At 60.0% G+C, this 24,346-nt stretch carries 19 protein-coding genes; 9 read left to right on the top strand and 10 right to left on the bottom strand.

The features are described from left to right. Positions 1 to 59 precede the first annotated feature (59 nt). The gene (ilvD, locus tag FYJ31_RS05215) at positions 60 to 1,922 is read left to right on the top strand and encodes a dihydroxy-acid dehydratase (protein WP_154536171.1); all 1,863 of its coding nucleotides are present in this window, start codon (positions 60 to 62) and stop codon (positions 1,920 to 1,922) included. A 92-nt stretch (positions 1,923 to 2,014) separates the two neighbouring features. Here the strand turns inward: ilvD and fmt are convergent, their stop codons facing one another. Genes fmt through serB form a run of 4 tightly spaced genes read right to left on the bottom strand, consistent with a single transcriptional unit; the run spans position 2,015 to position 6,862 of the window. Beyond that, entirely contained in the window at positions 2,015 to 3,001 is a 987-nt protein-coding gene (fmt, locus tag FYJ31_RS05210; RefSeq protein ID WP_154536170.1) for a methionyl-tRNA formyltransferase, read from the bottom strand. Between the two features lie 23 nt (positions 3,002 to 3,024). Further along, positions 3,025 to 3,729: an HAD family hydrolase gene (locus tag FYJ31_RS05205; RefSeq protein ID WP_154536169.1), complete on the bottom strand. Its 705-nt coding sequence runs from the start codon at positions 3,727 to 3,729 to the stop codon at positions 3,025 to 3,027. A 58-nt stretch (positions 3,730 to 3,787) separates the two neighbouring features. Then, a complete protein-coding gene (locus tag FYJ31_RS05200; RefSeq protein ID WP_032745412.1) occupies positions 3,788 to 6,100 on the bottom strand; it encodes a primosomal protein N' in 2,313 nt (770 codons plus the stop codon). A gap of 39 nt (positions 6,101 to 6,139) precedes the next feature. After that, entirely contained in the window at positions 6,140 to 6,862 is a 723-nt protein-coding gene (serB, locus tag FYJ31_RS05195; protein ID WP_195839446.1) for a phosphoserine phosphatase SerB, read from the bottom strand. 50 nt (positions 6,863 to 6,912) lie between these two features. Between serB and FYJ31_RS05190 the strand changes: the two genes are divergently transcribed. The 6 genes from FYJ31_RS05190 to pafA all read left to right on the top strand — a co-directional run bounded on the left by FYJ31_RS05190 (position 6,913) and on the right by pafA (position 13,586). After that, positions 6,913 to 7,611, top strand: a complete 699-nt coding sequence (locus FYJ31_RS05190; protein ID WP_007058574.1) for a DedA family protein — start codon at positions 6,913 to 6,915, stop codon at positions 7,609 to 7,611. 60 nt (positions 7,612 to 7,671) lie between these two features. Beyond that, a complete protein-coding gene (gene arc / locus FYJ31_RS05185) occupies positions 7,672 to 9,237 on the top strand; it encodes a proteasome ATPase (RefSeq protein WP_144099030.1) in 1,566 nt (521 codons plus the stop codon). Positions 9,238 to 9,258: 21 nt separating this feature from the next. Further along, the gene (gene dop, locus FYJ31_RS05180; protein ID WP_154536167.1) at positions 9,259 to 10,926 is read left to right on the top strand and encodes a depupylase/deamidase Dop; all 1,668 of its coding nucleotides are present in this window, start codon (positions 9,259 to 9,261) and stop codon (positions 10,924 to 10,926) included. Positions 10,927 to 10,937: 11 nt separating this feature from the next. Further along, positions 10,938 to 11,834, top strand: coding sequence for an inositol monophosphatase family protein (locus tag FYJ31_RS05175; RefSeq protein WP_012578391.1), 897 nt, complete (start codon positions 10,938 to 10,940; stop codon positions 11,832 to 11,834). Between the two features lie 91 nt (positions 11,835 to 11,925). Beyond that, positions 11,926 to 12,129 carry a ubiquitin-like protein Pup gene (locus FYJ31_RS05170; RefSeq protein ID WP_154536166.1) on the top strand — a complete coding sequence of 68 codons (204 nt, stop codon included), beginning with the start codon at positions 11,926 to 11,928 and terminating at the stop codon, positions 12,127 to 12,129. Continuing rightward, entirely contained in the window at positions 12,129 to 13,586 is a 1,458-nt protein-coding gene (pafA, locus tag FYJ31_RS05165) for a Pup--protein ligase (protein ID WP_154536165.1), read from the top strand. The genes FYJ31_RS05170 and pafA overlap by 1 nt, the downstream gene beginning before the upstream one ends. Before the next feature lie 174 nt (positions 13,587 to 13,760). On the opposite strand, the gene FYJ31_RS05155 is transcribed toward pafA, so the two are convergent. The 4 genes from FYJ31_RS05155 to FYJ31_RS05140 form a co-directional block, all read right to left on the bottom strand. Beyond that, complete coding sequence (locus FYJ31_RS05155) at positions 13,761 to 16,130, bottom strand: beta-galactosidase (protein ID WP_229773856.1); 2,370 nt, start codon at positions 16,128 to 16,130, stop codon at positions 13,761 to 13,763. Between the two features lie 104 nt (positions 16,131 to 16,234). Continuing rightward, the gene (locus FYJ31_RS05150) at positions 16,235 to 18,691 is read right to left on the bottom strand and encodes a LamG-like jellyroll fold domain-containing protein (protein WP_154536164.1); all 2,457 of its coding nucleotides are present in this window, start codon (positions 18,689 to 18,691) and stop codon (positions 16,235 to 16,237) included. Between the two features lie 197 nt (positions 18,692 to 18,888). Further along, positions 18,889 to 19,038 carry a hypothetical protein gene (locus tag FYJ31_RS05145; RefSeq protein WP_162010633.1) on the bottom strand — a complete coding sequence of 50 codons (150 nt, stop codon included), beginning with the start codon at positions 19,036 to 19,038 and terminating at the stop codon, positions 18,889 to 18,891. 456 nt (positions 19,039 to 19,494) lie between these two features. Next, positions 19,495 to 20,712 (bottom strand): ATP-binding protein, encoded by a 1,218-nt coding sequence (locus FYJ31_RS05140; RefSeq protein ID WP_154536163.1) that lies wholly within the window; start codon positions 20,710 to 20,712, stop codon positions 19,495 to 19,497. Between the two features lie 179 nt (positions 20,713 to 20,891). On the opposite strand from FYJ31_RS05140, the gene FYJ31_RS05135 reads away from it, so the two are divergent. Both FYJ31_RS05135 and FYJ31_RS05130 read left to right on the top strand, forming a co-directional pair. Continuing rightward, positions 20,892 to 21,104, top strand: a complete 213-nt coding sequence (locus tag FYJ31_RS05135) for a transposase (RefSeq protein ID WP_154536162.1) — start codon at positions 20,892 to 20,894, stop codon at positions 21,102 to 21,104. A 335-nt stretch (positions 21,105 to 21,439) separates the two neighbouring features. Continuing rightward, the gene (locus FYJ31_RS05130; RefSeq protein WP_136500869.1) at positions 21,440 to 22,903 is read left to right on the top strand and encodes an ATP-binding protein; all 1,464 of its coding nucleotides are present in this window, start codon (positions 21,440 to 21,442) and stop codon (positions 22,901 to 22,903) included. A gap of 557 nt (positions 22,904 to 23,460) precedes the next feature. On the opposite strand, the gene FYJ31_RS05125 is transcribed toward FYJ31_RS05130, so the two are convergent. Then, the gene (locus FYJ31_RS05125) at positions 23,461 to 23,895 is read right to left on the bottom strand and encodes a hypothetical protein (protein ID WP_143723599.1); all 435 of its coding nucleotides are present in this window, start codon (positions 23,893 to 23,895) and stop codon (positions 23,461 to 23,463) included. 204 nt (positions 23,896 to 24,099) lie between these two features. Continuing rightward, on the bottom strand, positions 24,100 to 24,336 hold the full coding sequence (locus FYJ31_RS05120) for a hypothetical protein (RefSeq protein WP_154536161.1): 237 nt from the start codon (positions 24,334 to 24,336) through the stop codon (positions 24,100 to 24,102). Positions 24,337 to 24,346 lie beyond the last annotated feature (10 nt).

Below are 24,346 nucleotides of genomic sequence, written 5' to 3'. Positions count from 1 at the left end.
AATTCCATTATTCGACTCTTGACAAGCGGCGTGTCCCTCGCAAAGGCTTGAATAGAGCCATGACTGAAATGCGATCTGCAAAAATTATGTCAGGGCGCGTCTTTGCAGGCGCCCGAGCCCTCTACCGTGCTGCGGGCGTCAGCGGAGACGACATGGGCAAGAAGCCCATCATCGCCATCGCCAACTCGTTCGATGAGTTCCTGCCCGGCCACGTCCACCTCAACAAGGTCGGCCGCATCGTTTCCGAGGCTATCAAGGAAGCCGGCGGCATTCCGCGCGAGTTCAACACGATGGCCGTGGACGACGGCATCGCCATGGGCCACACTGGCATGCTCTACTCCCTGCCTTCCCGCGACATCATCGCCGACACCGTCGAATACCAGTGCAACGCGCACTGCGCCGACGCCCTGATCTGCATCCCGAACTGCGACAAGGTCGTGCCGGGCATGCTGATGGCAGCCCTGCGCCTCAACATTCCGACCGTGTTCGTCTCCGGTGGCCCGATGGAGGCCGGCACCACGGTGCTCGCCGACGGCACAGTCAAGAGCACCGACCTTATCGACGTGATGTACGCCACCGCCGACGACAGCGTCTCCGATGAGGAACTGCTCAACTATGAGAAGACCGTCTGCCCGACCTGCGGCTCCTGCGCCGGCATGTTCACCGCCAACTCGATGAACTGCCTGACCGAGGCCATCGGCCTGGCCCTGCCCGGCAACGGCACCATCCTCGCCTCCCACTCCTACCGCAAGGACCTGTTCGAGCGTGCCGCCCGCCAAGTCGTCAAGATCGCGCACCAGTACTACGACGATTCCGACGATTCCGTGCTGCCACGCTCCATCGCCACCAAGGAAGCCTTCGAGAACGCCATGACCATGGATGTGGCCATGGGCGGTTCCACCAACACCGTGCTGCACATCCTCGCCATGGCCCAGTCCGCCGACGTGGACTTCACCCTGGACGACATCGAGCGCATTTCCCACACCGTGCCGTGCATCTGCAAGGCCTCGCCGTCCGGCAAGTGGGAGATTTCCGACGTGCACCGCGCCGGCGGCATCACCGGCATCCTCGGCGAGCTCGACCGCGCCGGCAAGCTGCACACCAACGTGCACTCCATTGACTACCCGACGCTGGAAGCCAAGCTGGCCGATTGGGACATCATGCGCCCGACCTGCACCGAGGAAGCCCAGCAGATGTACAAGGCCGCTCCTGGCCACATCATCTCCCCGGAGCCGTGGACGCACACCACCCTGTTCGACTCGCTCGACCGCGACCGTACCAACGGCGCCATCCACGACATCGATCATCCCGAAATCCATGAAGGCGGCCTCGCCGTGCTGCGCGGCAACCTGGCCCCCGACGGCTGCGTGGTCAAGACCGCCGGTGTTCCGCCGGAGATCTGGAAGTTCCGTGGACCGGCTCTGGTGGTCGACTCCCAGGAGCAGGCCATCGAGGTCATTCTGAACGATACCCTGAAGCCCGGCATGGCGCTTGTGATTCGTTACGAAGGCCCGAAGGGTGGCCCGGGCATGCAGGAAATGCTGTATCCGACCTCATTCGTCAAGGGCAAGGGCATCGGCAAGCAGGTCGCCATGCTCACCGACGGTCGCTACTCCGGCGGTTCCTCCGGTTTGGCCATCGGCCACATGGCGCCTGAGGCTGCCAATAAGGGCCCGGTGGCGCTCATCAAGAACGGCGACATCATCGATATCGATATCGAAGCCCGTTCCGTGAACGTCGAACTGACTGACGAGCAGTTGGACGAGCGTCGCCGTGAACTCGAGGCCGGCGACGGCTACGTGGCTCACCGCAACCGCCACGTCTCCCAAGCGCTGAAGGCGTACGCCGCCTTCGCCCGCTCGGCCGACAAGGGTGCGACGCGTGACCCGGAGCTGATCAACAAGCTCTCCGGTCTCGACTGATCGCCGATTGTATAGCTGAAAAGCCCGGTATCTTCCTCGCGAAGATGCCGGGCTTTTTGCTGTGCTTCCGATGACGGGAGCGATATTGCTTGTTATCGCACGCAGGCGGCGGGGGAGAGGCGTGCGCCTCGGGCCCAGTCGGCGGCGCGCATGGCCTTCTTGCCCTGCGCCTTGACTTGGGTGAGTTCCAGCGGCGTGCTGCCGGTACCAACCCACACGTTCTTCTTGCCCACCTTCAGCTCGCCGGGCTTGAGATCGGCCGGAGTGTTGGGATTGGACTGGTCGGCCGGTTGCGCGGCGAGGATATGCAGGGCGAGGGATTTAGCGGTTGACCCGTCATTATCGGCGATTGGCCCCTCCGCAAACAGTTCGGTCCATGCCCCAGGATGTGGCGTGCAGGCGCGAATCTGGCGGTCGATGGCTCCGGCCTCGTCCGTCCAACTGATGCGGGCGTCCTCCACCGTGATCTTGTGCGCATATTCCAGGCATTCGGCCGGCTGCGCGGTGAATGTGGCGGTGCCTTCGCCGACGGCGGCCAGAGCATCCACATACATGGGTGCGCCTTCTTCGGCCAGACGGTCAAGCAGTTCGCCGGAGGTCTCACGGCCGGTCAGTTCGATGGTCAGGGAAGCGACGATCGGGCCATCGTCCAAGCCCTCGCCGACCTTGAACACGTCGGCGCCGGTGGTCGGGTCGCCTGCCCAAATCGCACGCTGGGCGGGAGCGGCGCCACGCCACTTCGGCAGGTTGGAGAAATGCAGGTTGTACCAGCCCATGGGTACTGCGTCGAGTACGTTCTTAGGCAGGATATTGCCATAGGCGATGACAGCGGCGATATCCGCATGCAGGTCGTTCAACGCCTCCATGAATTCGGGGGAGCGGGGTTTGAGATCGATGACGGGCAGCCCGAGCTCCAGAGCCTTCGCCTTGACCGGGCTGGGCGTGAGTTTGCGGCCGCGACCGGTAGGCGCGTCGGGGCGGGTGATGACGCCGACCACGTCGAAGCGTGGGTCGGCGGCAAAGGCCTTGAGCGAGGGCACCGCCACGTCGGGGGTGCCGGCGAATACGAGTTTGAGCATGGTCCTCCTTGAAATGTCGATGCTCACTGCACGGCCGGAATGTTCACGCCATTGGCGATGAGCAGTTCACGCAGCTTGACCGGATCCTGGAAACGTACGCCACGGATGCCGGCCGCATTCGAGCCGACGATATTCATGGCCTTATCGTCGATGAACAACGCGCCATCGGCATTGATGCCGAACTGGTTCAACGCGGCCTCGTAGATTTCCTTGTGCGGCTTGCGCAGCTTGACAAAACCGGAGACGAGCTTGCCATCAAGCTGCTGCAGAATATCGCACTGTTCCTCGGCCACGTGGAACAGGCTGGATTCCCAGTTGCTCAGGCCCCACACGCCGATGCCGGCGGCCTTCAGGTCATTGACCAGCACGCGCGCGCCCGGCACGATGCCGGTCAGGGAATCGCGGAAGTTCTTGATGTAGTAGTCGAGGATGTCCGCCCACTTATCGCCCTTGTCACGGCGCATGATGGCGATGGCCTCGTCGGTGCTGGTGCCGCCGTCCATCAGGTCGTTGACATCGTAGAAGCCGGAGATGTCGTTGTCGAGGAATTCGTCGATGGTCTTCTGGCTGTAGCGGGGGATGAGTACGGCGGCCGGATCCCAGTAAATCAGCACGTTGCCGAAATCGAAGATCACGTCGGTGATCGGCTTGCCGGCGTTCTCGGCGGCCTCGCCGTCCGCGACCAGCACGTCGTAATCCATATCCGGCTCTCCAGGCCAGCCCTTCATGGTGTCCTCCTTATAGCGATGTTCGTTCTGTAATCATCGTTTCACGTGTTGAAGACGATTAGATCAGGTCTTTGGGATCTACTCGGAAGCGAAGCTCGCCGGGTTCGCGGGACGCCACATGACGAGCGGTTTCCCGGTGCAGTCGGGCCGCCAGCTCGGCTCGCCGACTCTGCGGCACACGGATTACTGCCTTCACCCGGTCGGCCGTGGCTTCGAGCTCCCGGGCGTCGACCGTGTCCGGTTGCGCGATCGGCACCGGGCCCAACATGCCGGGCAGCTCGCCGCAGGCCGTCCAATCGCCGCCCAGGGCGCCGATACGCTGCATCAGCGTCATCACCGCATCACGGCGGCCCCACACGCAGGCGGCGGCCACGGCCGGCGGCATACCGGTCTCCACACGCTCCTCAAGATCCTTGGCTGCAAGAATCCTCGAATCCCAGAGCATCAGCGATTGGGCGATGGCCGGGTCGGTTTCGCCGAGAATCAACGCCTGGCCGCCACGGGAACGCGGCGCGCACAACGACACCGCGCGCATCCACGCGGTCAACGTATCCAACCGAGCATCCACGCCCAACGCATACAGGCTGGTCCAAGCGTCGAGCACGGCCACTGCGCGATACTCATGACCGGATGTTCCCTGCTCGGCACTGATCGGACGCACGCGCGGTTCGAAACCGGGAGTGGCGATGACAATCATCGGCTGGCAAGCCACATCGCGCACCAGACCCTGCGTCTTGCTGGACAAAACTACTGGCACGCCACGGAACAATCCGGCCAGCTCCGCCGCAGTGCCGGCAGCCCCCACCCGCACCACGCGCATACGTTCATGCCCACAGCCCGGACACTTCCAGTTGATGGCGGCAGCCCCGCACCAGCGGCATCGCGGTGTGGAGTCCCGGCGGTCGGCCGGCAGTTGCAATGGTCCGGAACACTTGGCGCAGCGCACCTGACGATGGCATTTCGCACAGCTCAAGGTCTCGCTGACATTGTCTTGCGGAATGGACAACAGCACCGGGCCGCTCTCCAGCGCTTTGGAAAGCACGCGGACAGCTGTATGCGGCACACGTGCGCCGATGGACGGGTCGGCAAGACGCGCAAGCTCATCGCGATTGAGCCAACGTACCCAAGGCGTCGCATCCTTCAGCGGCGAGGCGAGCGGGTGAATCGCGGTGGAATAGCCGCTCACCGGGGTCTCCACCGTATCCGGGCCGGTGTTTTCCCACTGACTTTGCGGGGTGCGCGCATTGGCCATGGCCACGAACACGCCGCCATGGGACTTGGCGCGCAGCCGCATCACGCCACGGGCCTGCGGATATGGCATCATACCGTCCATGTTCTGATAGGCGGCATCCTCCAGAATGGCGAACAGTGCCGGGCCTGCAACCGGCGCATACATCACCGCGCGGGTGCCGATCACCACCTTCACCTGGCCCAACGCCACGGCCAGATACGTGCGATACCGGTCGGCCGCAGGCATGGTCTCCGCATTGAGCACGGCGACGTCGCCCACCCAGCCGCCGGCGGGTGCCGGGGCGAACGGTTTGAGTCCATAATTGCGTAGCATAGGCATCAGGTCTTCGACCTCGCGCATGGTGGGCAATTCAACTACGGCAGCCTTACCGGCACTCAACGCAGTGGCCACCATCCATGCCATGTTTCGTTGCCACTCCTGTGCACCGGGCAATGAATCAAACACAAAAGATTGGAAACGTTGACCGGTAAGCGCGTCATGAAGCACATTGACATCGGCGTAATTGGCGGTCAGACGACGATACCCCTGCGCAGCTCCCTCCGAAACGGTACTGGCAACGGCAAAGGTAGAGCCAGCAGGTTTGGTCCCATCGGGATTGGTGCCACGCCCGGCAAAACCACCCTGCGTATTATCCGGCAATGAGCCGCCGACCGGCCGACGGAACGACGCGGCCAACCGCTGCTCGGTCTCTACCTTGGCCACGCGCGGTGGCACGGCGAAACGCAGAATATTGGCCCGTGTGCCGCCATAGGCTTTGGCAACCAGACCGATATCCTCACGCATCGAAGCGGGAACCAGTACATCGGGGCTCAGCACTCGCTCGATATAGCGAATCGAAGAGCGCGGCGTATCGCTGGTATCGGTGCGTGCCCAGATCACGCCGCTGACCCTCTGACCGCCAAACCGCACGCGCACCAACACACCCGGTTGTGCGGCCTCGCTGTCTTTTTCATCAATGAAGTAATCGAATGTCTGACCGAGGTGGAGCGCCTGCACATCCAGCACGACTTGCGCTATGGGATGCTGCTCGGCCGGCGTATGCTCCGCAGGCGCACGTTTACGCCGCTTGCGGGGAGCCAGCCCCGCAAGCGTCAACTGTTCTGCGCCTGAAGTAGTCATGGCTCAACTATAAGTGCCGGAGCCGAGGTCGGTAAAATTTTACCGGCGTAGGTAATCGAGTACGTGGGTTAGGTCGCGGTCGTTGATGGCTTTGTCGGCGGCGAGCTGGGTCTTTGGCTTGGCACAGAACGCGAGACCCAGACCGGCGGCCTGAATCATCGGAATATCGTTGGCGCCATCGCCCACAGCCACGGTCTGGCTCATCGGAATACCCAAACGGTCCGCCCATGTCTGCAAGGCGTGCAACTTCACGGTCTTGCTCACGATTTCGCCGAGCACCTTGCCGGTCAAGCACCCATCGGCAACCTCAAGCCGGTTGGCAATCCAATAGTCGATATGGCCCTCGGCCGCCAGCATATCGACCACTTCATGGAAGCCGCCGGACACCACGCCGACCTTCCAACCGTGTTCATGCAGCGTGTCGATAAGCTCCAGCGCACCCTTGGTGAAATGCAGCTTGTCATGCACCGTATCGAACACGGAAACCGGCAGCCCCTTCAGCAGCGCCACACGAGCACGCAAGGCGTCGCAGAACTCCAGTTCGCCGCGCATGGCGCGTGCGGTCACTCCGGCAATCTCCTCACCGCAGCCAGCCACCACGCCCAACTCGTCGATAACCTCTTCGTCAATGAGCGTGGAGTCCACATCCATAACCAGCAGGCCGGGCTCGCTCAGCGTCGGCACAAAAACCGCAGAACCAGCCGTGCTCCCAACTTCGCTCTCGGCGGACTTGTCAATAAAATGCACATCTTCTTGCGTCATGCTCCTGATTCTGGGAAAACCTTGGGACAATGCCCTCTATGAGTTTTTCCATGGCAGCCGCCACCATTCTTGCGACCGACCCTACGCCCATCTGCACCACCACCGAACCCGGCCTGATAGGCACCATCACCGACTGGCTGATCATGCTGATGGAAACCATCGGCGGTATCGGCGTGGCCTTGGCCATCGCCCTCGAATCCATCTTCCCGCCCATCCCGTCCGAAGTCATTCTTCCGCTCGCCGGCTTCACCGCCGCACGCGGCACCTTGAGTCTGCCGGGCGCAATCATCTGGGCCACCATCGGCTCCGTACTGGGTGCCTGGACCTTGTACGGCATCTCCCGCTGGGTGGGCCTGCATCGCATCAATCTCGCGGCAGACAAAATCCCCGGCGTCAGCCGCAAAGACGTGAGCAAAGCCAACGACTGGTTCACCAAATACGGCACATGGTCGGTGCTCATCGGCCGTGTGATTCCCGTGGTACGCTCGCTGATTTCGATTCCCGCCGGGTTCAACCGCATGAACTTCCTGCACTTCACCGGCTGGACCCTGCTCGGCTCGGCCGTGTGGAACACCATCCTCGTTTCCGCCGGTTACCTACTCGGCGACCAGTGGTGCTCGATTCAAGGCGCGCTCGGCGTGTTCGAGGACGTGGTCATCGCGGCCGTGATTGTGGTCATCGTATGGTTCGTGGTGCGAAAAGTGCGTACTGTGATACGTAACAGGAAATCCGCCGACGGCAACGAATAGGGTCTGCCGACTGCCATAAGTTGCCGAAAATCCCGGATAGAAGGGAAGCGAAGAACCCGCATGAGCGACACCGAAGATCTCGCCGCGCTGAACGATCGCCTGATGGCCAAGAACCATGCGCTCGCCGAAGCATTGAACCGTGCCGGCAAGGAACTGACCAAGGCGAAGTCACGGCTCGCCCAGCTCGCTCAGCCGCCGCTCACCTTCGCCACCATGGTCAAGGTCGATTCCACCCGCACCGACGCAGACGGCATCCAGCACGCGTCGGCCGAAGTCATTTCCGGCACCCGCCGCATGGTGGTGCCCGTGGCATCCAACGTCAACGCCGCCCGTCTGACCGCCGGGGCCACCGTGATGCTCAACGAGAAGCTCGTGCTGGTCGAGCAGCGCGACGCTGACACCGTGGGCCAGATTCGCAGTGTCAAGCAGGTACTTGACGATGGTCGACTGATCGTTACCGACGCCTCCGGCAATCCCGTGCTCATCCGCCGTTCCGGCGCGCTCGCGTATGCGGGCATCAATCAGGGCGACCGCATCATCGTCGATCCGTCCGTCCGCCTCGCCATCGAAGCGCTGCCCGCCGAGGGCGACAAGGATCTGGTGCTGGAGGAGACCCCGGACGTCACGTTCGCCGACATCGGCGGCTTGGATAGTGAGATTGGTCGTATCAGGGACGCCGTCCAACTGCCGTTCCGGCATCGTGCGCTGTTTGAGCGCTACGATCTGAAGCCGCCGAAGGGCGTGCTGCTGTACGGCCCGCCCGGCAACGGCAAGACGATGATCGCCAAGGCCGTGGCGAACGCCCTGTGCGAGGGTGGTTACGATTCGAATGGCGACGGCTCGATCAGCCCGGCCGAAACCCGCGTTAAAGGCGTGTTCCTGTCCGTCAAGGGCCCGGAACTGCTCAACAAATACGTCGGCGAATCCGAACGGCTGATTCGCCTGATCTTCCAGCGCGCCCGCGAACGCGCCGCGGATGGCAATCCGGTGGTCGTTTTCATCGACGAAATGGATTCGCTGCTGCGCACCCGCGGCTCCGGCGTCTCCTCCGACGTGGAGACCACGATCGTGCCCCAGTTCCTCTCCGAACTTGACGGCGTGGAATCACTCGACAATGTGATGGTGATCGGTGCCTCCAACCGCGTGGACATGATCGATCCGGCTGTGCTGCGACCGGGGCGTCTCGACGTCAAGATTCGCGTCGGCCGGCCCAAAACCAATCAGGCCATCGCCATCGTGGACCATTACCTCACCGACGACCTGCCTCTGGAAAATGGCGTCGACGCGCACGCCTTGTCCGCCGTGCTGGTGCATGACATCTACGGAACCTCCGAACGCCGCCATCTATGCGACGTGCAGGAGGAGAACGGCCAGTGGCATGCGCTCTTCCTGGCCGACGTGGTCTCCGGCGCGATGCTCAAGAACATCGTGGACCGGGCCAAGACCCGAGCGGTCAAGGAATCCATCGAAACCGGCTCGGACGTGGCGCTCACCGTGCCGCTGCTCGCCGCCGCCGTGGAAGACGAATACCGCGAGACCCGCGATTCCATGGCCGACGTGGACCCCGAACAATGGTCGCGCATCAACGGCATGGACCCGATCCGCCGCATCCGCACCGCCGAATAGCTCAAGCTCAAGGAGCGCTATATGACCGTCAAACGAGTGATGGGCACCGAAACCGAATACGCGGTATCCCTGAACACCCCGGACCGCTACAACCCGGTGCAACTGTCCTTCGACGTGGTGAACGGCGCCGCGGACAGCCACAGCAAATCCATCCGCTGGGACTACCGGCAGGAGGACCCGGTCAACGACGCGCGCGGCACTCGCCTCGAACGCGCCGCCGCCCGCCCGGACATGCTCACCGACGCCCCACAACTCAACATCACCAACGTGATCGCCCCCAATGGCGGCCGCGTCTACGTGGACCACGCCCACCCCGAATACTCGGCACCGGAAACCACCGACCCGTTCGAAGCGGTCCGCTATGACCACGCCGGAGACCTCATCATGCAGGCCGCCACCGAACGCGCCCGCACACAGACCGGCACCCCCATCGCCCTGCATCGCAACAATGTGGACGGCAAGGGCTCCTGTTGGGGCACGCACGAGAACTATATGATGGCCCGCTCAGTGCCATTCGACTTGGTCACGCGCCTGATGACCCTCCACTTCGTCACCCGCCAGATCTACGCCGGCTCCGGCCGCGTGGGAATCGGCGAGAACGGCGAGATCCCGGGCTACCAGCTCAGCCAGCGCGCCGACTACATCCATGCCAAAGTCGGTCTGCAAACCACCTTCGAACGCCCGATCATCAACACGCGCGACGAATCCCACTCCACCGACGCATACCGCCGCCTGCACGTCATCGTTGGCGACGCTAACCGCATGGAGGTACCGCAGGCCCTGAAACTCGGCACCACGAGCATGCTGCTGTGGCTGCTCGAACACGCGGACGAAGCCGGATTCGATCTGAACGTCTTCCTCGACGAGCTCGAACTGGCCGACCCGGTCGAAGCCATGCACACCGTCTCCCATGACCTGACGCTGGGCGCAAGCCTGCCGCTGGCCAACGGCGGCGAAACCAACGCATGGCTTATCCAGCTCAAACTGCGCCAAGCCGTCTACCAGGTCGCCGCACTGGTCGAAGGCACCGACACCGCCGGCGAGCCCGCCTGGCCGGACAAATCCACCACATCCATCATGGCGATGTGGCAGCAGGCGCTCATCGACTGCGCCTCCATCCGCCATGCCGCCGACGATGACGAACGCCTGGCCATGACCGGCGAGGCCAGCCGCATCGAATGGCTGCTCAAATGGCAGCTGCTCGAAAAACTGCGCCGCAAAATCACCGCGGCAGCTGCGCCCAGCGTGGCTAACGGATGGAATGATCCGCGACTGAAGGTCATTGAACTGAAATGGGCGGCGCTCGACCCCGCGGACAGCATCTTCACCAAACTCGAACCCCGCACCGAACGGGTGGTGAGCGCCGCCGACATCGCACGCGCCGCCACCGAACCGCCGGCAGACACCCGCGCCTGGCTCAGGGCGAAACTCGTTGCACGATTCGGCGATGAGGTGGCCGCCGCCAGCTGGTCCCGACTCACTGTTCGCGACCCGCGCGCCGCAGACGAGGGCGAGGCTGTCGAATTCTACGGCAATGCCGGCCATATGGCCGCTACCGACCATCACCTGTTCTCCCTCGACATCTCCGATCCGCTCGCCTTCACCAAGGCGCACTGCGAAACCGAACTCAATTCAGCCGAACACGCCATCGATCTGCTGAAGTCGCTGGCCATCAACGCCGAACGATAGACTTGATAGCTATGGAAGAAACACGCGAAGAGACCCCACAGGACCTGCGCAACCTTGCGCTCAAAGTCGCCGGCCTTCTCGAAGAAGCCGGCCAGCATGCCCTCCACGACCAGCTCAATCCGCGTAACCTCGCCCAGTCGAGCACCGAGAACGCGGATCGTGGTCCCCGCTATAAGCTCGAAGTCGACAGCAAGATTATGCGCTTTATGAGCGCCAGAATCGCCGACATCGCCCACTTCGACGGCTTCTGGACCACCCGACCCGCCGAAAGCCGCCCCGGCCAGCGTTACTGGTACATCGGCAAGATCGACGGTGTGATCAACTACATACGCCGCATGAGCGAATGGACGGTAACCGCCGCCCTGTTCGAATTCGGCCCGGACAATGAGCCCAAGCCGATCATCGGCATCGTGCATGCCCCGGCCCTCGGCCTGACCTACCTGGCCGCCAAGGGAGCGGGTGCCGTGCGCATCCACAAAACCGCGGTCGGTGAGAAGCGCGACAAGGTCGTGCCGTCGATGACCTCCTCGCTGGACGGTTCCGTGCTGAGCTACGGCATGTCCTTCCTGCCCGACGAATCGCAGCGCGCGCTCGACGTGGCCTCCTCGCTCGCCGGACGCCCGGCCGACATCAAGCGTGTGGGCCCCGCCTCGCTCGACCTGTGCAAAGTGGCCGACGGCACCTATGACGCCTACTTCGAGCCGATGCTGCACGTGTGGGATATCCCCGCCATCGCCGCCGGCACCGTGGTGGTTTGGGAGGCGCAGGGTACGCTGAGCCGTTGGGACGGCGAACGTATCCACTGGCGTCACGATAACGATGTAGTGGCCTCCAACGGACTCATCATCCGCGAACTGCAGCATTACCTGCAGCAGTATCCGTGGCCCGACTCCATCAACCAGCGATAATTTTTTTGACTCCTCCGGCTCCCCTCGGGTGAGGGGAGCCGTCGGCCGAAGGCTGACTGAGGGGAGTTTGACAGCCCAAAAAGAAGACAACATGCCACAACAATTCGAACAACCTCAAGCACAGCAGGCCGCGACCCAGGAAGACGACGTCCTCGCCACCACGCAGGCCGCCGCCCAAACCGAGTCCACCGACCAGGCCGACGTGTTGGACGACATCCTCGACGACATCGAATCCACCTTGGAAACCAACGCCGAGGAATACGTCAACAGCTTCGTGCAAAAAGGCGGCGAGTGATGCCCCAACTGCGTGACAGCGGCACCCGCTCCCTGCACGCCACGGAACCCGTACCATCCGCCGAGATGGACGGGTTCTGCCGTATTTTCGGCGTCGAAACCGAATACGGCGTGGCCGTCACCGGTGCCGAACACCCCGTGGACGCCGGCCAGGTGGCGATGACCATGTTCCAGCCCATCGTCTCCCGTTCCCGCTCCACCAACACGTATCTGGCCAATGGCTCACGTCTGTATCTGGACGTCGGATCCCATCCCGAATACGCCACCGCCGAGGCCCGTGACCCGCGCGAGGCCTTGGGGCAGGATCTTGCCGGCGAACATGTGATGCGCAATCTGGCCCTGAAGGCCCAGCGCAAGCTGCGTGAATCCTACAGCGAACACGCCACGATCCACGTGTTCAAAAACAACGTCGACTCCGCCGGCCACGCCTTCGGCTGCCACGAAAACTACCTGGTTCGCCGCTTTGTGCCGTTGGAGACCATCGAACACCAGCTGCTGCCGTTCCTTATCACCCGACAGCTGTACACCGGTGCCGGCCGCATGACACCGGATGGCTTCCAGATCACCCAGCGTGCGGACTTCCTGGACGAGGCCGTCTCCTCGGCCACCACCCGCTCCCGCCCGATGGTCAACACGCGCGACGAACCGCACGCCGACCCCGACTCCTTCCGCCGGCTGCATGTGATCATCGGCGACTCGAACCGTTCGCAATGGTCCACATGGATGAAGCTCGCCGTCACGCACCTTGTGCTGTGCGCGATCGAAGATGCCTTCCGCCTCGGCACCCCGTCCGGTTTTGAACACTGCGCCTTCGCCGACCCGGCTGCGGCCAATCGCACCGTCAGCCGATTCCTCGACGACCCGCACGCCGAACTGACGCTCGAATCAGGCGAATCCGTGTCCGCACTGGGTCTGCAGCGCCGGTATTATGCGGCGGTCAAGGCCTTCATCGAAACCCATGGCGATGCGCTGGCAAGTTCGCTGCCGGCCACCACGATCGACACGATTATGGGGGAGTGGAGCCGCGTTCTGGACGCGCTGGAGCGTGGTGCATACGATGCGCTCGCCGACCGCGTGGACTGGGCCGCCAAGAAGCGTCTGTTCGATGCGCTCAAACGCCGTCGCCCGGACGTCACCTTCGCCCAGATGGAACAGCTTGAGCTTGACTACCACGACATCGCCAATGGCCGCCTGTACGGTTCGCTGACTTCCCGCAACCAAATGCGTGAGCTGCTGACAGGAGACGACGTGGAATACGCCGTGCACAACCCGCCGACCGACACCCGTGCCGCCCTGCGTGGCCGGTTCGTGGACGCGGCCCTGAACGTCGGAGCCCAGTTCTCCGCCGACTGGACCCACCTGACCCTGACCGCCCCCGAACGCCGGGAAGCCATACTCCTCGATCCCTTCGAGGCCGAGCCCACCCCGGAATTCGAGCAGCTTATGGAAGCGCTGTAGATTCCACAGGAGTTCTTCACCAGCAAACCATTCAAGCTGGAGTCCGACAACTCGCTTTCCGTTGATGCGGCCGCGGAACATCTGCTGAGGCAGACAGCGCAGCGGCAAAGGGAGAATCCGGGCAACCATGTACGTCGGCACCGTCCTGCAGCCCTCCTGTTTCGCCGCAACTGACTACACCGACGGGTTCGGGCGTTTCATCACGAGAACGCCATTGCGATGCACCGTATACGCGCCGCCGTCACTGCCCCGTTCCGCCCGGAACAAGACGATCGGCTCCCCGGCGATGTCGCGCAGTTCGACATCCGATTTGCCACGTGTCAGATAGAAGTCGAATATGGCGTCGTCGGATTGACGCACGGTGTGCAGAACGTCAGAGGTCACGCCGCTGGCGGGCGACCGCAGGTTGGCTTCCGGCTGCCGGCCATCCTGTGGTCGCGCGGCAAGCCAGCCTCCCACGAATCGCGTCAGATCGCTCACGCCCAGATCGCAGCCGAGGAAATACGCCTCCCCTTCGCCGTACGTGTTGCGGGTGATCGCGGCCGTGCCGTCAAGCTCCCACTCATTCGCTTCTTCGCCGGCATACGAGGCAAGCACCTGCACATGCGGTCCGGCGATGGTCACGTCGTTCTGCCACAGGCGGGTCACGGCACCGTCCATCGTGGACGAATCCCCGGTGGATGCCAGCCAAATCTCGCTCGGCTCGCCTTCCGCCTCGGTACCGAGAATGTTGAATTCCTCGCCACGAACGCCCAGCATCGAGCGCAGCAGTCCATCGCCCGCACCGGGGTATCCGCCGAGCCACGTGTGGAAGCGCTCGTCGAGCAGGCCGGTCGCGTAACCGACCACCACGCGGCCTCCGTCCTGTACGAAACCGGCCAGCCGTCGCGTATCGGCGTCGCTCAGCATCAGCACGGTCGGCAGGACGATGGTCTTGTATGAACTCCAGTCGTAGGCAAGCGGCACGATGTCGGCGCGGGCACCCGCGTTCAGGAACGCGCGGTACCAGTCACGCACGTCATGCCAATGGTTGAGTTTCATGCTCGGCAACGTCTCGGAGCGGGTGGCCCACTCCGATTCGGCGCTGAAAAGGATCGCCGTGTCTGCATGCGCCAATTCGCTTCCTTGGACACCGGCATCGGCGAGCGCTTGCAACGTCGCGCCCAGTTCGCATACCTGACGGAACAGTTTCGTGTCCTCGCCGGCGTGCGGAACCATGGCGGAATGGAACGCTTCGGCGCCGAATGCGGATGCGCGCCATTGGAAGAAGTTGATGGCGTCGGCGCCCATGGCCACGTGGGCCAGGGAGTCGCGCACCGTTTCCCCGTTGCGTTTGCGGGTGTTCAGAGGTTTCCACTGCACCGCCGAAGTGGAATGTTCCATGACGTACCATGGTTTGCCGAGCGCCAGCGAATCCACGAGCGCGTCGGAACAGGCCAGCTCGTCGAGGTGGGATTCGCCTTCGTGGAAGTAGTGGTCGTTCGACACGAAATTCACTTCCTCCGCCCAAGCGGCGTAGTCCATGCAGCATTGGTCGGTGGAGACCATGAAGTTCGTGGTGAACGGCTTGTCGGGGCAGATTTCGGCGATCGCGTCACGTTCGGCTTTATAGAAGTCGAGCAGCATGTCGTTGCCGAACCGTTCAAAATCAAGCTTCTGACCGGGATTGACCATCGAGTCGGCGCCCATGAATCGCGGGATGAGGACTTCGTTGAAACCGGTCATCTCCTGTCCCCAGAACGTGGTGCCCCACGCTTGGTTGAGCGCGTCGATGGTGCCGTACTTGCGGCGGCACCATGCGCGGAAGGCTTCGAGCGCATTGTCGGAGTAGTCGTCGCGGTTGTTCCACCCGTATTCGTTGCCCATATGCCATGCCGTCACATACGGGTTGGTGCCGTAGCGTTCGGCGAGTTTGCGGCATAGGGTTAGCGCGTATTCCTTGAACAACGGGCTGGTCGGGCTCCAGGATTGGCGCGAACCGGCGTTGACCGGGTGACCGTACTTGTCTCGCGGAAGGACCTCGGGATGGTTTTCGTAGAGCCACAGGGGCGCGGTCGCCGTCGCGGATGCCAGATCGACCGCGATGCCGGCCTGGCCGAGCTTGTCGATGATGCGATCGAGCCAGTCGAAATTCCAATGGTCTTCGGTGGGCTGGAGGCGATCCCAGCTGAAGATGGCAAGGGCCACGGTGTTGACGCCTGCCTGGCCCATCAGGCGGATGTCGTCATCCCAGATTTCCTCCGGCCATTGGTCGGGATTGTAGTCGCCGCCGAAGGCGATGCCGCGTCCGTCCGCGGTCAGTAGTTTCGGCCATGCGAAGTCACGTCGCGCACGCACGATTACCTCCTTTGGCAGGTGGTGCAGGGCCACGGCCCATATCGGATACCAGCCGATACTAGCTGATGGATACTCCTGGCCGATAGGCGACACACCGCCGGTTCCGGCCTTGTTTACTTGCCGATCTTCCTGACCATACTCGATGGAGTCGGTCAGGGAAAGAATGGCTGTTACCATGATGAACGTACCGGAAACGTAGAAAAGCATCGGCGTGACTTTGATTCGACAAGCGAGCGGCCAGTAGTTGGGCTCTGCATCGGACCCAACTACTGGCTGCTCGCTCGTCGACAGGTTTGTACACCGGTAATCGGTTAGTGCGAAAGGTGATGCTCGCGCTTTATGAGCACAAGCATGCCGGCCAACAAGATCGTCATCATTGCGATGACGGCGACCGGGACCACATCAGCACCAGTGGAAGCTGTTGCGTCCGGGCCGGCATTCGTCTGTCCCTTGCCATGGACATCGCCCTTCTGCCCTTGCTGGCTTCCGGATTGCCCGCCTTGGCTTCCGGTCTGATTGTCGGCACCGGGCTTGGTGTCGGGCTGTTCCGGCTTGGGGAACGCGGCATTGTATACGGCAGCGAGTCTGCCTGCCAGAGAGCCACTATCCGACGGATCGCCGAATTGCGATTTCACATTATCCGGCAATGCGGCCAGAGCAGTATATAGTTTCCGTACTTCGCTCGCCGGCGTCTGACCGTTCAACGCACCGATACCGCGCACCAAGGAGATCACCGACTGCTGCGTGTCATAACCGGAGGAATGTTCGTAACCGGCGAATCGTTTGGCGAAATCGAACGATCCGTCATAGGTGTTGCCGATACCGGTCAGGAAGTTGACATCGAAGAACGAACGCTCGGCCGTGGATAGCGATGCCGAGTATGGCGAATACGTACGCATCGCGATCTTGTTGTTCGCTTCATCCATGCCGACGTACTGGAAGAACGCATTGCCGCCGTTATACGCGAATTGATAGTCGGACAACAGCCCCAACACTGGATTGCCGGCGTCATTGGTCAGGGTCACTTGTCCGGATCCGTGATTGTGACCGGAGTACATCATGAATACCTGGTTGTACCGCTTCACGATGTTCCATATTTTTGAGCCGGCACCTTCATCGTCACCGGCTTCACCGTTGTATCCGGAATCGTCATCGAGGGAGATTTCATTCGGACGTGAATCGGAGCACTTGAAGATATCGTGGCTCACCACCACAGTCGGGTTGTTCGGGTGCTCTTTGAGCACCTGCTCGAACCAGCGCATATCGTCATTGCTTGCCGAAGACGAGTTGCTGACCACCGCGCCCATGTCGATGTTCATCACCAGATACTTGTAGGAGCCGTTGTCGACCAGATGGTATGAGGACAGTCCATCGGGCGAGTATGCAAAACCGTGTTCCTTTTGGTACTTGCCGAAATCGGAGTCGGGTCCGAAGTGTTTCAGATAGTTGTCCGCCTTGCGCAAGCTGGGCACTCCGTAGCCATGCCGGCCTCCATTGTAATCATGGTTGCCTGGCTGCTCCAGGAAGGGGACGCCTACTTTCTGCATACGCCCGAACACCTTGGACGATGCCTGCCATTGCGCGTCACTGTTCCAGTTGTCCACCACGTCACCGAGGGACACGATGTTGGTCAAGTTGAGGCTGGAGGCTTCCGAATCGAACTGGTTGATGGCTCGGTCCATCACCGTAGGCACCCAACGGATGGCATTCTGCGTGTCCGGCAAGAAAGCCATCGTATGTACGCTGGGGTTGTCCAGCACAAAACGATCGTTGGTACCATAATCCTTGAGATAATCGGTCGGGTTGGGCACGATCCAGTTGCCCCGTGCCAACGCACCGCGGGAGAATCTCACCTCCTGCAGGTTGCCGCGCAGGAACTTGTCAAAGTCATCCTTGTTGTATTGGCTGGTGTCGAAAGTATCGTTGTAATACGACGAGCCGATACGGAAGCGACCATCGGTCGGATCGGCATACAGACCGTTGCCGTTCTTGTTGATATTGCGGAATGCTTTGGCACCGTTGGTGTATGTCACCACGTTCGTGCCATCGGATACGACGGCGATGTGATACCAAACGCCACCGTGATCCATGGTGACACCCCAGCTGGTGACGCCGTTGTTGGGATCATCGGTGTTCATGGTCGACTCATTGTCCTTGTTGGCGGCCTTGAACTGGGTTTCCTTGCAGTTGGAGACCGACAGGCTCATCGACCCCATCTCGTGTTCATCCATGTTGCTGTTTGTGGATTGCCTGGCCGCAAGCCCCATCCACGAATCGGTGCCGGCGTTGAAGTCATCGGGAAGGTAGTACACGAACTCCATGGTGTATCCGTTGGCAAATTGCTCTTTGTTGATGGGAGCGTCGCTTGCGGTGATGAAATCCGCGCCTTTGGGGTCTCGCCGCTCGGGATGATCCTTCTTATGCGCCAGATCGCTGTCACCGTTGAGTTTCAGGCTGCCACCACCGTCACCGTTCATCGAATTCGACGACCAGTTGACATAGTCGCTGAGCTTGTAATCGTTTTTCCCGTAGGTCTGCATATGCAGATCGTTGCCGTTGCCCGACATATCCTTGATGACCAGGTCACCACCGTCGATGGAACCGGCGGAATGCGCCTGCTGGAATTTCCAATCGGCCACCACATCCAATGGGGCGCCTTCACGTTCAAACGCTGCGGCGGAGGCTACCGTACCCGGCGCTGTGAACACGGCAAGCGCTATGCACGCCACCGCTGGTTTGATGATATTGCGTATTCTCCCTATATGCATGACCAGGTTCTCCTTAGCACCTATTTCAACGACGATGCGAATGTGCCGTTGCAATGCACCTACGCATCATGGCCTTCATAAGGCTATCCGCCGCTTTTCGGAGACGAGGGCTGATTCAGGCACTGTTCATGGTGCGCGCATCAAATATCATTCGTCGTTCGGCTGATGTTCAACGTGCGATGAACCGTATGGACTTGTTACGGATTGTCCTTGTACCGGTCGAGTTGCCGTGTTGTGGACGTACCGTCTACTCCGGCTTCGGCGGCCTCCACGGTCTGCGCCTCATCGTCGACGATCTCGCCGGAAGCGAGCTTGGCGTCGAGCTCGTCAACGATCTTCGCGTGCATCTTCTCGTCGATCTTGACCTTGAACGGGCACAAGGACCGGAGGGGGGATGCCGACAGGGAATAGAAGACTTGCGCCGCAGATGACGAATCCCATGGAGATATGCCTTGCCGATGAAGTGAGGAAGGCGCTGCGGGCGGAATGCTGTGGTGCCGCCCTGGTACTTGCTCTCACCATCTCGGACGCTTATGGGAAGATCGCTTTTCCGGAGGAAAAGGTAGGGAAAAGATACAAGGAATGGTATCGAAGATATTGCGGATACGGCTTCGGCTCGAGATAGACGGAGTCCTGAAACGCGCCGTCTCCGACGAATTCAAGACCCCGTCGGACGATTTCGTCAAACAACCACAAACGCCCCGGCGCTCATAACGAGCGACCGGGTACGTTTCATATCCCCTGCGTCATGCCACGATGTGGTCGTGTAATAGGTTCCTGTAGTCCTTAGGCTTCTGTTTTCTCTATGCTTGGTCGTCATAGGTCTGTTCCTCCGACGGTGCGGCTCTGCGAATGAAATCACCCATGCCGGGAACGGTGAATGCCAAGAGCCCACGTTCTGGCGCATATGCCAGCCCGGAATCGATGATGCCTTTTCTGACCCGTACGACATCCGCAGGCGGCCGTCCCAGTCGTTCCGCGATCTCCGCCGAGCTGCACACGCTTTTTTCGAGCGAGGCCATGGCCCTCATGTATTCCCGTTCCAGTGGGCGGGCCCGTTGCCAGCGTGATTCGTATAGGCCGCTGTCCAGTGATGCCTGCGCTATGGGTTCGCCCTTGATGACGGCGGACAATGGGATTGGCGATGATTCGGATTCATCGAAGGCTGCAGAACCATATGCTTGGATGAAATACGGATACCCCTTGGAGAGCTCTATGAGACGGTTCAGGGCATCGTCGTCGAATCGCACATTGATCTTGCTGATGGTCTTTTCGAAGCATTCCCTGGTCTCGTCTTCAGGGAGCCGTCCGATTCGCTTGTACTGGAACAGGCGTTCGGCGTAGGAGCGTGATTTGGTAAGAACGCCGGGAAGGTTGGGCAGTCCCGCCGCGATGACGTAGAAGGGCAGATCCTCCTGTCCCATGCTGTGCTGCAGTCCGATGATGGTGCCCATCAGGTCGCTGGACATCACTTGGAACTCGTCGATGAACAGGAACAGGCCCGATCCTTCCTTTTTGAGTTCGCGGCATAGTTCCTCGACCATCATTTCGAGTCGCAGCGAGTCGCTGGATATGCCTTTGTCCTCGTTGCCGAACCCGATTGACGTTTTGATTACCCCGAGTTCGAGGGAAACCTCGTTGACGTGTTTGAGGGAGTCGAGCATTTTCTGTCGGAGCGTTCCTCTTCTCTCTCGCAGTATTGCTTTGGAGATGCCGTCGAAGAGGAGTTCGTAGTCGTGGGTCTCGTTTCCCGTGGCTTCCATGCGGACGGTAATGAGTCCCTGGCTGGCGGCCATGTCTTTCATTCTCAGCAGGAGCACGGTCTTGCCGACGCCTCTCAGCCCGCTGTAGACCAGTCCGCGGTCGGAGTATCCCGCTTTTGTTCTGGCGATGATTCTGTCCATGATTTCGAGTTCCTGCTCGCGTCCTACGAGTTCCTTGGGTTGTCTTCCCGCTCCGGGCGCGAATGGATTGAGGGCGTGCATCGCTTCTTTGCGTCTGGCTGAATCCACGGTGTTCATGTGCGGTTCCTTTGGCCTTCCATAAGTTCTAGGTAAAAATATACACTTATATACACATATATACATGAATATGTGAGTTCAAGCGAACTGATGCTACGCCGGCTCGTCCCCGTCCCCATCAAACTTGTGCTCATCCTCGTAGGCAACGATGCCCATATCGCCTCGATGGAGTTTCTTGAATGTTTCAGCCACTCGCGCCTGCTCATCATCGACACAGGGCGCTCGCGGCTAAGCATGTCAGCGGACTATCCAACGCAAGGCTCGAGGCCGTGAACAACAGGATCAAGACCACCATCAAGATCGGCTACGGCTACCGGAACCTCGACAACCTCATCGCCCTGGTCATGCTCAAATGCGGCGGACTCAACCTCCAACTCCCCGGACGCCAATAGACAGTAAGCAAGACAGATGATTCACACCCACACAAACACCCGAAGAGCCCCTTTAATCATGGGTGAGTATGCACGTTGGATCCGTAAGGCCGTTCCCAAGTGTTGGCCACGTGGTCCGCTTTGTGATTGTATGGGACCGACTCCAGCTATCGATTGTGCGACCCTCCTGATGATTTTATTTGCTTCGTTACTGCGTATTCTGCACTCCACATGTGCGAAACGTTGGAATTCCGCCAAAATTTTATTTGCCTGGTATTTGCTTGGGCGGGGTACACTGGATGGAAAAGAACTTGAGATAACGACTTGGCAGAGGGGCCGCGGAAAGGATAAGCATCATGCCGGAAGATTACGTTGAACTGGTGAAACAACTCATCGGTCACGTTTCGGAGACGCAGACGATTGAGTTCAAGGATTCCAATGCCCGATTCGAGATGATTGGCCGTGATATTGCGGCACTTGCTAATTCCGCAATTGTGGAGGGGCAAGATTATGCGTATATGGTATGGGGTGTTGAGGATTCGACGCATGCCATTATCGGGACATCATTCGATCCGCTGACGGCAAAAAGGGGCAATCAGGAACTAGAAATTTGGCTCCGTGTAAAACTCTCCAGCAATGCTGAGTTCCGATTCCTCTCAGTCGATGTAGATGGCAAACATGTCGTTGTGCTGCGTATTTGGCCGGCAGTCGGTTATCCGGTGTCGTTCGATAATGTCGAATATATTCGTTCAGGAACCTCGACCCAACCTCTGCAGAAAAATTCCCAACGTGAACAACGATTGTGGGATTTGACTCGATCAGGAGCATTTGAGGATCAGATAGCATTGCGCTGGCTAAGCCGCGATGAAGTGCTGCATAAAATCGATTGGGCTCGTTACTTTACTCAGACCGGTATTCCAGTACCGGAAGGTGGGTCGTCCATACTTCATTATCTCGTTACAGATAACATCGTTAAGACGTTAGATAGCGGGCAATACGCTGTAACCAATCTCGGGGCGTTGTTGTTCGCGGCGAATATGGATGATTTCGAGACTGTCTCGCGTAAGGCCATTCGCATTATTCGCTACTCGGGCAAAGATCGGATTGCGGCGACTCGTTCCAAGATTTTCCTACGTGGATATGCCGATATTGACGGTGTCATGGATTACATTCAGGCGTTATTGCCGGGGCAAGAAGTGATTGATAAGGGATTGCGTGTAACCATGAACGGTTATCCTGAATTGGCGATTCGTGAACTCGTGGGCAATATGCTCATTCATCAGGATCTTACGATACGAGGCGGTGGTCCTCTCGTGGAGGTTTTTGATGATCGTGTTGAATTTTCTAATCCAGGTGCATCCCTGATTCAGGTGCCGAGGCTGGTTAATGATCCTCCTCAGTCACGCAATCCGCGACTGGCAAAATTGGCTCGTAGGCTGCATATATGTGAAGAAGCCGGGTCTGGCTGGGATAAGATTATTCGTTCCTGTGAACTGATGCAGTTGCCTGCGCCAGAGATTCAGGAGTCTCGCGGTGATGCGCCGAGTATGCGGGTCCGTTTAATGCAGCGGCGCCCATATCGGGATCTTACGGTTGATGAAAGATTGCAGGCATGCTACTGGCATGCTTGTCTGCAGTACGCCAATGGTAATGCGCTGACTAATGCGTCTTTGCGTGAGAGGTTCGGACTATCCACATCATCCAGCTCTCAAATCTCAAGGCTGATTGCTGACGCCATATCTGACAGGTTGATCCGCCCGGTGGATGCGGATGCCGCCAATAAGAAGATGCGGTATATACCGGCATGGGTACGAGAGTGAGCAATCGTTTATGCTGATTCGGTGATAGTGCTGCCGTAGCTCTAATGGACTTTTTTATTTGCTTCGTTACTGCGTATTCTGCACTCCACATGTGCGAAACGTTGGAATTCCGCCAAAATTTTATTTGCCTGGTATTTGCTTGGGTGGGTCGCAAAGCGCGGTTGCGACACGATTCTTAGTGGTGGTGCCTTATGGCATCGGGCTTTCCTTGCAAATCGAGGTAAGGAAACTGGCCCTTAACCCGGAATCTGAAAAAGTAAAAGGTCCCTGACTGAGTTCACCAGCCAGGGACCTTTCTGGTAACAACTGAGGTTGAGGAAACCTCGGCAGTTGGGTCCAACGGGGCGAAAGTCTGTGGCGCCGCCTAGAAGATTGCTCCGAAGTTGGCGCGACCTTTCTGCTAGAAGACAGCATACCAGTATCCATCGAACCTTTCCCGTACACTGGACAGACCAAACCAAGGAGCTGTTGACGTGGCACCTTGGCGGAACAGCCGGAATCTTTTACGGGTTCCGGCCCCTCGTCTGCAATCAGGGCACCATTTCAAGGCAGAAGAATCAGGCGGCCTTTTTGCGGCCGCGGCGCTTCATGGTGCCGGCGGTGGCGTTGGCCACGTCGAAGATCACGGTCTTGCTTTCGGGGTAGGCGGTACCGTTGACGGACTGGTAGGCGATTTCGCCTTCCGGTGCCTCGGGCAGAGTGAGGTATGCCTTCACTGCTTCAATGAGCGTGGCTTCCTTGACGCTTACCGAAGCGGCCTGCTTGCCTTCGGGCTTGCTGAACTTGATGGCGTTGCCGGCCTTGGCGGTGGCCGGGGTCACGGCGATCTGCCTGGTCTTGTCGTTGATCAGCACCTTGACGTACGCCGGGAATCCGAGCGCTTCAGCGGTGGCTTTGTTGAAACGAATGGCGGAATCGGTGACGGTCAGAACGGTCTTGCCCACCGGCTTGACCAGCTGAACCTCTTCGAATCCCTGAAGCAATGAAGCCATGATTGCTCTCCTTATTGCATTGGTCACGTGTCTTTTTTTACGTCGCTAATTGTAGCCAACTAATTTAGTATTATACAAATCTATGCATGCATGATTGCATAATTACCGTAGCAATAACATGGAAACCCCGGGAATCATCGACTCCCGGTTCAGTGGTATTCGCGAACTATGCTTCAGCGTCTACCGTCCATTATGTCAGTCACGTCAGCGACGAGTGGTGCTCTTGCGGACGGCGAACAGGGCGATGCCCGCGGCGGCAAGCAACGCAATGGCCACACCGCGGCGATAGCGGCCAGCACGGCCATAATCTTCTTCTTCATAACTTCGAACCTCCACAATAGAACCGGTTAAAAAAAGTTCCTCTGACGAGGACGTCAGCCACAGGCTCTGAGGGAGAGACAAAAGAAGGGCGTCAGCAAGAAGCTGACGCCCTCTCAACATTTCAACATTC

The organism is Bifidobacterium sp. WCA-178-WT-4B, from assembly GCF_009696495.1.
GTDB classification, from domain to species: domain Bacteria; phylum Actinomycetota; class Actinomycetes; order Actinomycetales; family Bifidobacteriaceae; genus Bifidobacterium; species Bifidobacterium infantis.
Note: the sequence above shows the minus strand (reverse complement) of the source record. Positions and strands in the feature narration are given on the sequence as shown.

Excerpts from the sequence above, each read along its gene's own strand:
- ilvD (WP_154536171.1), top strand. The coding sequence starts at position 60 with ATGACTGAAATGCGATCTGCAAAAATTATGTCAGGGCGCGTCTTTGCA.
- fmt (WP_154536170.1), bottom strand. The coding sequence starts at position 3,001 with ATGCTCAAACTCGTATTCGCCGGCACCCCCGACGTGGCGGTGCCCTCG.
- FYJ31_RS05205 (WP_154536169.1), bottom strand. The coding sequence starts at position 3,729 with ATGAAGGGCTGGCCTGGAGAGCCGGATATGGATTACGACGTGCTGGTC.
- FYJ31_RS05200 (WP_032745412.1), bottom strand. The coding sequence starts at position 6,100 with ATGACTACTTCAGGCGCAGAACAGTTGACGCTTGCGGGGCTGGCTCCC.
- serB (WP_195839446.1), bottom strand. The coding sequence starts at position 6,862 with ATGACGCAAGAAGATGTGCATTTTATTGACAAGTCCGCCGAGAGCGAA.
- FYJ31_RS05190 (WP_007058574.1), top strand. The coding sequence starts at position 6,913 with ATGGCAGCCGCCACCATTCTTGCGACCGACCCTACGCCCATCTGCACC.
- arc (WP_144099030.1), top strand. The coding sequence starts at position 7,672 with ATGAGCGACACCGAAGATCTCGCCGCGCTGAACGATCGCCTGATGGCC.
- dop (WP_154536167.1), top strand. The coding sequence starts at position 9,259 with ATGACCGTCAAACGAGTGATGGGCACCGAAACCGAATACGCGGTATCC.
- FYJ31_RS05175 (WP_012578391.1), top strand. The coding sequence starts at position 10,938 with ATGGAAGAAACACGCGAAGAGACCCCACAGGACCTGCGCAACCTTGCG.
- FYJ31_RS05170 (WP_154536166.1), top strand. The coding sequence starts at position 11,926 with ATGCCACAACAATTCGAACAACCTCAAGCACAGCAGGCCGCGACCCAG.
- pafA (WP_154536165.1), top strand. The coding sequence starts at position 12,129 with ATGCCCCAACTGCGTGACAGCGGCACCCGCTCCCTGCACGCCACGGAA.
- FYJ31_RS05155 (WP_229773856.1), bottom strand. The coding sequence starts at position 16,130 with ATGCTTTTCTACGTTTCCGGTACGTTCATCATGGTAACAGCCATTCTT.
- FYJ31_RS05150 (WP_154536164.1), bottom strand. The coding sequence starts at position 18,691 with ATGCATATAGGGAGAATACGCAATATCATCAAACCAGCGGTGGCGTGC.
- FYJ31_RS05145 (WP_162010633.1), bottom strand. The coding sequence starts at position 19,038 with ATGCACGCGAAGATCGTTGACGAGCTCGACGCCAAGCTCGCTTCCGGC.
- FYJ31_RS05140 (WP_154536163.1), bottom strand. The coding sequence starts at position 20,712 with ATGAACACCGTGGATTCAGCCAGACGCAAAGAAGCGATGCACGCCCTC.
- FYJ31_RS05135 (WP_154536162.1), top strand. The coding sequence starts at position 20,892 with ATGTTTCAGCCACTCGCGCCTGCTCATCATCGACACAGGGCGCTCGCG.
- FYJ31_RS05130 (WP_136500869.1), top strand. The coding sequence starts at position 21,440 with ATGCCGGAAGATTACGTTGAACTGGTGAAACAACTCATCGGTCACGTT.
- FYJ31_RS05125 (WP_143723599.1), bottom strand. The coding sequence starts at position 23,895 with ATGGCTTCATTGCTTCAGGGATTCGAAGAGGTTCAGCTGGTCAAGCCG.
- FYJ31_RS05120 (WP_154536161.1), bottom strand. The coding sequence starts at position 24,336 with ATGTTGAGAGGGCGTCAGCTTCTTGCTGACGCCCTTCTTTTGTCTCTC.